The 8,396-nt window shown below is 32.6% G+C and carries 8 protein-coding genes; 6 read left to right on the forward strand and 2 right to left on the reverse strand.

Annotated elements, in window-relative coordinates; translation table 11 throughout:
- Window positions 1-146 precede the first annotated feature (146 nt).
- Complete coding sequence (locus OEA66_RS06380; RefSeq protein WP_267280595.1) at window positions 147-524, forward strand: YchJ family protein; 378 nt, start codon at window positions 147-149, stop codon at window positions 522-524.
- Between the two features lie 62 nt (window positions 525-586).
- Here the strand turns inward: OEA66_RS06380 and OEA66_RS06385 are convergent, their stop codons facing one another.
- Window positions 587-1,087 (reverse strand): FKBP-type peptidyl-prolyl cis-trans isomerase, encoded by a 501-nt coding sequence (locus OEA66_RS06385; RefSeq protein ID WP_267280596.1) that lies wholly within the window; start codon window positions 1,085-1,087, stop codon window positions 587-589.
- 134 nt (window positions 1,088-1,221) lie between these two features.
- A complete protein-coding gene (locus OEA66_RS06390) occupies window positions 1,222-1,473 on the reverse strand; it encodes a VF530 family protein (RefSeq protein ID WP_267280597.1) in 252 nt (83 codons plus the stop codon).
- 396 nt (window positions 1,474-1,869) lie between these two features.
- Between OEA66_RS06390 and OEA66_RS06395 the strand changes: the two genes are divergently transcribed.
- From OEA66_RS06395 to OEA66_RS06415, 5 genes are all read left to right on the forward strand, one after another.
- Window positions 1,870-2,031 (forward strand): hypothetical protein, encoded by a 162-nt coding sequence (locus tag OEA66_RS06395; protein ID WP_267280598.1) that lies wholly within the window; start codon window positions 1,870-1,872, stop codon window positions 2,029-2,031.
- Window positions 2,032-2,036: 5 nt separating this feature from the next.
- The gene (locus OEA66_RS06400; protein WP_267280599.1) at window positions 2,037-3,245 is read left to right on the forward strand and encodes a metallophosphoesterase family protein; all 1,209 of its coding nucleotides are present in this window, start codon (window positions 2,037-2,039) and stop codon (window positions 3,243-3,245) included.
- Between the two features lie 150 nt (window positions 3,246-3,395).
- Window positions 3,396-6,434, forward strand: a complete 3,039-nt coding sequence (locus OEA66_RS06405; protein ID WP_267280600.1) for an AAA family ATPase — start codon at window positions 3,396-3,398, stop codon at window positions 6,432-6,434.
- Between the two features lie 124 nt (window positions 6,435-6,558).
- Entirely contained in the window at window positions 6,559-7,638 is a 1,080-nt protein-coding gene (locus tag OEA66_RS06410) for a sensor histidine kinase (RefSeq protein ID WP_267280601.1), read from the forward strand.
- A gap of 12 nt (window positions 7,639-7,650) precedes the next feature.
- Window positions 7,651-8,325, forward strand: a complete 675-nt coding sequence (locus OEA66_RS06415; protein WP_267280602.1) for a LytR/AlgR family response regulator transcription factor — start codon at window positions 7,651-7,653, stop codon at window positions 8,323-8,325.
- Window positions 8,326-8,396 lie beyond the last annotated feature (71 nt).

Here is an 8,396-nt window from a genome sequence, read left to right on the forward strand (position 1 = left end):
TTCATTTTTTGGATGCTTTTTTTATTTTTAACACTCATGGCGCAAATGCTTTTCTAGAATGACATGAATTTATCCCATGGATTTACACAGATGATTTTAATCTGCTTTGTCTGTAAAATCATAAATTTGTATTTAAATAAAAAGAAATGAATTGTCCCTGCTGTTCCGGTAAAACCTATGAAGAATGTTGCAAACCTTATCATAACGGAGAAAAATTTGCTCCGACTGCAGAAGCTTTGATGCGTTCAAGATTTTCTGCATTTGCCATTCCGAACGGAAAATATTTAATGGAAACCACTTCGCCAGGAAAAAGACAATTCCATAATACAAAAGATTTGCAGGAATGGGGAGAAATAAATGAATGGACAAAATTGGAAATCGTAGACAAACCATTGATGAATAAAGTAGAATTCAAAGCATATTACACCGATGAAGACGGGCAAAAACAAATTCACCACGAATTATCACTCTTCAAAACGATCCAAAACCGTTGGTATTATGTTTCAGGAGAATTTTTAGAATAATGTAAGTAACAAAAAAATGCCCGACAAAAAATCGGACATTCATATTTAAATAAAATATTTTCTTAGTGAGCCTCGTTTCCGTCAATTCCATGAGCGTGACCGTGAGATAATTCTTCTTCAGTTGCAGGACGGGTGTTTAAAATTTCAACCTGGAAATCTAAAACTTTACCTGCCATTGGATGGTTCAAATCTGCGATAACAACTTCTGGTGTAACTTCTACTACAAAAGCCTGGAAATTATTTCCTTCGTTATCAGACAAAGGCAAAATAGCTCCTACCGGAGGAATCCCTGCTTCTCCAAACATATCGATAGGCAACTGAGCAATCGCATCCTCTTGTTTTTCACCGTAAGCTTCCTCAGGCTGAATCACAAAAGCAGCAGTATCTCCAGCTTGCAAACCGTGAATATTTTGCTCAAATTTAGGAATCATCATTCCCATTCCGTACAAAAATGTAAGCGGATTCTCTTCTGTAGTTTCTTCTACCAGGATTTTGCTCCCATCTTCTTCAATAGTATGTAGAATGTATTTTACAGCTACAACGTGATTGTTTTCGATTGTCATATTTCTTTTTTTGCGTGAATTTTATCACGATTAAACAGCACAAAGATAAGGTTTTGAAATGATTCAAAAGCTCATAATCATCTTCACCCCATTATTTAATATATCATAAATATCAAGCTGAAGAGACTCGAAGCCTACTCTTCCCTATTTCTCTCCTCTTTTTTCTTCTGTCTCAAAACATACAAATACAAACTCTCCACTTTCGTCCTTGCCCAATCTGTTTTTCGTAAAAACTTCAGAGAAGAACTAATACTCGGATTATCTGTAAAACATTTGATGTTGATTTGTTTTCCCAATTCGCCAAAGCCGTGATAATATTCTACCAATTCTTCAAGAATGGTATCCAGACGTTTTCCGTGTAAAGGATCTTTTGATTGTTGTTCCATAGTGTAAAAGTAGAGATAAAATTGTATTTAGTTACAAACAGCATTGAAATAAACCAATTGCAGTTGCATGTTATTACAAACAAGATCATTTTAAACTAAAGTATTCTGCATTTGGTTACAAACAATAGTAAAACAAACCAATTGCAATTGCATTTTATTACAAACAAGGTTGTTTTAAACAAAATTCAAACTGCGGAAATCACAGACAAGTTTTTTAAAAATTGAGTAAAATCACAGCTAAGCTGTTTGTACTTAATGTAAATTTGAAGAATAAATCCTATTATTTAAAACAACAATTGAACATCTAAATTCAATTCAAAATAAAGTTTTCTCTTAAGAATAGATTAATTTAGCTAAATCAATTGCAATGCAAAGCTTACCTAAAATAAAGTTGAGATGAGTAGAAATACAGATGCCAATAAAAAAATTCACAATAAGAAAATTGCTGACAAGAAGCGTAAAATTCAGGAAGCTGAACTGAAACGAAAAAACCGTTTGAAAGAAATGCGTCAGAATGCCAAAGATAAATTAGCTGCAGAACCAGAAAACGAAGATTAAACATCATGAAAATCCTACACACCGCCGATTGGCATTTGGGGAAACGTCTCGACCGATTTTCCAGGTTGGAAGAACAGGTTTTGGTGATGGATGAAATTGTTCGGATTGCCGATGAGCAGAATGTTGATTTGGTTGTAATTGCGGGAGATTTGTTTGACAATTTCAATCCAAGTGTTGAAGCGGTTGAACTTTTTTATAAAACGTTAAAACGTTTATCTCACAATGGAAAACGCCCCGTTATTGCCATTTCAGGAAATCATGATTCGCCAAATTTCATTGATGCACCCAATCCTTTAGCCCGTGAATGCGGGATTATTTTAATTGGTCATCCGAAAGCAACTGTTCATCCTTTTGAACTCGAACATTTTAAAATTTCAAAATCAGCAGAAGGTTTTATCGAACTGGAATTGAAAAATTACTCATTCCCTATCAGAATTCTTCACACGCCATACGCTAATGAAATCCGTATGAAAGAATATTTAGGAGAAAATAAAGAGTCTGAACTGAATCATGTTTTAGCCGAAAACTGGAAGAAATCTGCCAACGAATTTTGTGATGAAAACGGAGTCAATCTTTTGATGACACATTTGTACATGAACAAAAAAGGAGAAAAGCTTTTAGAAGAACCGGATGGCGAAAAACCTATTAAAATAGGGAATGCAGACTTGGTTTTTTCTGATAGTATTCCGCCACAAATTCAATATACGGCTCTGGGACATCTACATCGTTTTCAGAATATCGGAACTGATAAAAATCCCGTGATTTATTCTTCCTCCCCTTTGTGCTACAGTTTTTCTGAGGCCGGACAGACGAAATATGTTTCTATAATTGAAGCTGAACCCAATCAACAGGTTTCATTTGAAAAAATTGCTTTACAAAACGGCAAAAAGCTTGTCAGAAAAACGTTTGATTCAATTGAAAACACAATTGATTGGCTCACAGAAAATCCAAATTCTTTGGTCGAATTGACGTTGGAAAGCGAAACTTTTTTAAAAGCCGACGAAAGAAAACGCATCTACCAATCTCATAACGGAATTGTGCATCTCATTCCGAAAGTAAAAAATCAGGAGTTTAATGAAAATCATTTGAGCGAAATTAATCTCAATCAGGATATTCAGGCGTTATTTAAGGATTATTTTAAATCTAAAAATGGTGGCCAAGAAGCAAATGAAGATTTGATTAATTTGTTTAATGAAATCGCTTCCGAAAAATAATTTTATCTAAAATATTTTTTAATCATTAAGACATATTAAATTGTTAAGTTAGATTAAGAGAAACAAATTTCTTAAGATGTACTTCTTAATTTTGCCCGCAAACTTAACTTTTTAAATCAACTTAATGGTTGAAATTTTAATATCATCATTATGATTCCAATTCAATTGACTTTAGAAGGTCTATATTCTTATCAGGAACGCCAGAAAATCAATTTCGAAAACCTTACAGAAGCCGGTTTGTTTGGCATTTTCGGTTCGGTAGGTTCCGGGAAATCTTCTATTTTGGAGGCAATTTCTTTTGCTTTGTATGGCGAAACAGAGCGTCTGAATGCAAGAGACAAACGCACTTATAATATGATGAATTTGAAATCAAATAAATCACTGATTGAGTTTGATTTTATTAATTATGAAAGTAAAAAGTTTCGTGCGACAAGAGAATTTAAACGAAATTCAAAAAATTTTGAAGATGTGAAAACTCCAACCGTCACTTTTTATGAAGAAATAAATGGAAACTGGATTCCTTTGGAACATTCAAGTGCTGAGAAAATCATTGGTTTAAGTTATGCCAATTTCAAGCGAACCATCATTATTCCTCAGGGTCAGTTTAAAGAGTTTCTGGAATTGGGAGCAACAGAACGCACAAATATGATGAAGGAGATTTTCAGTCTTCAGCGTTTTGATTTGCAGGGAAATGTTTCGAGTTTAAATGCAAAAAACAGATCAGAACTGGATCAGTTGGAAGGTCAGCTCAAAGGTTTTGAAGAAGTGAATGAAGAGCAGATTTCCACTCAAAAAGAACTTTTAAAAATTGAACAACAAAAGTTTGATGAAGTACAAAAAGTTTTTAGAGAAACTGAAGAAAAACATTCAAAACTAAAAAGTTTAAAGGATGATTTTGCTGATTTAAACACGAAGAAATCAGATTTTGAAAAACTGACACAGCAAAAATATGAGATTGATATTTTAGAAACTAAAACTGATATTTATGACCGAGTTTTTAGAATTTTCACCCCTTTAATTTCTGAGAAAAACAAACTTTCAAAAGAAATTACTGAGCAAGAGAAAAATAAAGTAAATCAGTTTAAAAATTTACATGAAACAGAAGCTCAGTTTGAAAATAATAAGAATAAACTTCTTGCAATTCAGCCGAAATATGAAGCATTAAATCAATCTAAAATTCAGGAAAATGATTTGAATTTCATTCTGCAAATGCTGAAATTTTCAGAGGAAATTGAAACTTTAAAAGAAAGGACAAAAAAAGGTTCAGAAAAAGTAAAAGAAGTTGAAGCAACTCAGAAATTAATTCAAAGTAAGATTGAAGATCTTGCAAAAAATGCTGAAAGTTTAAAGCCTAAAAAATTAGATTCAAGCTTACTGTTGAATGTCGGAAACTGGTTTTCAGAAAAGAAAAGATTAGTTGATAACTTACAAAATCAGACTGAAAAAATTGATCTAAAAAAACTTGAAATCGTAAGAGTTTCTGATGAATTAAAACCTTTTGAAATTAACCTCGAAACTTATAAAAATAGTTTTAAAACTCAAATTGAAACATTAGAAAATCAAAAGAAAACTTTTGCCGAAAAGCGAAATCATCTTGAAGTTCAGCAAAAATTAGCACATTTTGCCAATGAATTGCACGACGGGGAGCCTTGTCCGCTTTGCGGTGCTTTGGAACATCCAAATATTGTAGAATTTGATGATGCGAATTCAGAATTAAACAAGATTCAGAAACAGATTGAGCAACTTGAAATTCGAAAAGAAGATATTCAAAAACAATCTTTAGAAATCGAAAAAATTCTTGACCGAAAAAATATTTTTGAGGAACAGCTGAAATCTGAAGAAGAAATTTTACAGAAAATTCAAACTCATATTAAAAAACACTTAGAAAGCTATAGCTGGAAAGAATTTAATTCAGAAAATCAAAATGATTTTGAGGAGAAAAGACAGCAATCTTTCACCATTGAAAAACAAATCGATGAACTCAATCAAAAAATCGGTTTGGAGCAAAAAAATCTTGATAAAGAAAGAGAAAATCTCGACAATTACAATAAGGCTTTAGAAAAATTCAAGCTTGACGAAGCGAAAAAAGCAGAGCAAATCAAAACTAATGAAGCTAATTTAAAAGCTTTGCAATGGATTGATTACAGGGAAAAAACCATTATTGATGTTGAAGAAATTTACATTAAACTTTCACAGTCTAATCTCGAAACCGAACAAAATTACCAGCAACTAATCAAAGAAGAGAAAGAAATTTCACCAAAATTAGCCGAGCAAAAAACAATTGTCGATCAATTGGAAAAACGAATTTCTGAACTTGAAAAAGAAATTTCAGAAAATAAAAATTCGATTGAAAACGCTTTAACTGAACAGAAATTTAATGATTTAGAAGAAATTCAGACAATTTTAGAACAAGAAATCAACGTTCTAGATACAAGAAACAAGATTCAGGATTTTAAAGTTCGGTTTGAGACTTTGAAGAATTTAATTTTAGAATTAGAAATCAAACTGAAAGATTTTTCATTTAATGAAGAAGAATTTCTGATGGTTGAAAATCAGTTCAAAACTTTTGAAAATGATTTAAAAATAGCGAATAATTCTATCGTAAAAATCAGTTCTGAAATTGAAAGATTAGAGAAAGAATTTAAGAAAAAAGAAAATCTTCTGCTGGATCTGGCAAAAGTTCAGAAGCGTCGGGAGAATCTTGCAATTATGCAAAATCTCTTTAACGGAGCGGGTTTTGTACGTTACATTTCATCGATTTATCTGCGACAGCTTTGCGATCATGCCAATGTACGCTTCCACAAAATGACGAGAAATCAACTAAGTTTACAGTTGAACGAAAGCAATGATTTTGAAATCATCGATTATCTGAATGAAGGCCGAAGCCGAAGTGTAAAAACGCTTTCCGGAGGGCAATCTTTTCAGGTTTCTTTGAGTCTTGCATTGGCATTGGCGGAAAGTGTTCAGACTAATGCACAGTCGGAGAAAAACTTCTTTTTCATCGACGAAGGTTTCGGAACTCAGGATCTGGAATCTGTGAATGTAGTCTTCGAAACACTGATGAATCTTCAGAAAGAGAACAGAATTGTGGGAATTATTTCCCATGTGGAAGAACTTAAGGAGAAAATTCCGGTGTCGTTGAATATTACAAAAGATGAGGAAAGGGGAAGTTTGATTGAGGTTGTTTAGTTTTTTGCACATTATTTTAGTTTTAATATTTTGAAAATATTTTAGAATGCATGAATAGAAAAATCTTAGATTTTTAATTTTTACTTACATTTGAAATATTCTAAGTCGTTAGGATTTAAAATCAATGAAAAAAATAGTTCCACATATCATTCTGATTCCTTTGTTGCTTTCGATTCCGATAGTTTCTTCACCGGATTTTGACGGAACTTTATCGGTTTTCAGGGTTTCACCGTTTCAGAGAGAATTTATACGATTTGTATTGGTTATTATTTTCTTTTATCTGAATCTCAATATTTTTCTTCCAAATTTTTACAGCAAAAAAAGATTTCTGGCATTTACGGGTTGCATTGTCATAAGTTTCGGATTGATGGTTGCGCTCCCCTATCTTCTGACTTCAGCAGATTCTTTCTCACAAAATCCGCCACCGATGGAAATGAGAAATCCTATGCCTTCAGGGAATATCTCACAACCGACGGATGGAAAACAGCCTTTTCCAAGATTTGGTCCACAAAATGACGGTTCATATCATCAAATGATTTTCTCTTCGGTTTTACCATTTTTATTTTCGTTTCTTTCTTCGCTTTTCATTTTTAGAAACAACGAAAAAAAGGAACTTGAGCGTTCAAAAGCAAAAGCTGAATTATTAAACTTAAAATATCAGCTACAACCCCACTTTCTTTTTAATATTCTGAATTCTATTTATTCTTTGGCGTTGTTAAAATCTGATGATGCCCCGAACGGAATTTTAAAACTTTCCAATGTGATGCGTTACGTCGTTCAGGAAAGCAGTAAAGATTTTGTGGATTTAACGAAAGAAATCGAATACATTAAAGATTATATTGCCCTTCAATTGGTACGAACAGACAGCAGCCTTGATTTTACCTACACCGAAATCGGAGATTTGAAAAACCTGAAAATAGCACCTTTTATTTTAATTAATTTTATTGAAAATGCTTTTAAATATGGTTTTAATGCTGAAGAAAATTCAAAAATATCGGTAAAAGTGATTGTTCAGGAAAGTGCTTTAAATTTTGTGGTTTTTAATAAGATTGTCAATACGAATGTGAATGAAGAAAACAGTCTAAAAGTCGGTTTAAAAAACACTTTCGAGCATCTGAATCAGGTTTATCCTGAAAAACATACCATCACAATCAATGAAAATGACGAGACTTATGAGGTTGATTTAAAAATCAGTTTAATCTAAAATCAGCAAAATATGATTAGAGCTATTGCCTTGGATGACGAAATTCTTGCCCTTAGAATTATTGAAAATTATGCTGATAAAATTGAAAATTTAACCTTAGAAAAAGTTTTCAACAAGCAAAGTGATGCTCAGAAACATTTAAACAAATTTCCTGTTGATTTAATATTTCTCGACATAGAAATGCCTGCAAAAAACGGTTTAGATTTTTACAAAAATATATCGCAAAACACCAAGGTTATTTTCACGACGGCTTATTCTGAATATGCAGTTGATGCTTTCAGCGTAAATGCGGTCGATTATCTTTTAAAACCTTTTTCATTTGAAAGATTTAAAACTGCGGTAGAAAAAGTAAAAAGCAACACCGAAAACAACGACGCAAAACATCTCTCGATTCGAGCTGATTACAAACTTCATAAAATTAATTTTAATGATATTCAGCTGATTGAAGGTTTGGATGATTATATTCAAATTCATTTAAAAGATTCTACGAAAATTACGGCACGTTCTTCCATGAAAAGTATTTTAGAAAAGCTTTCCGAGAAAGATTTTGTACGTGTTCATCGCTCTTTCATTGTTCCTGTAAATGATATTAAAACGATTGTCAATAAAAATATTCATATCGGGGATTTTATCATTCCGATTGGGGAAACGTATAAGGAGGAGGTGATGAAGAATTTGAATAGATAAAATTTTTCAGGAGCTATTTCCAGCTTTCACTACTCGCTTTTTTGGTTTCGGCGGGGCGGCTTTGCCGCCCC

The organism is Chryseobacterium luquanense (assembly GCF_026460945.1).
Taxonomy (GTDB): domain Bacteria; phylum Bacteroidota; class Bacteroidia; order Flavobacteriales; family Weeksellaceae; genus Chryseobacterium; species Chryseobacterium luquanense.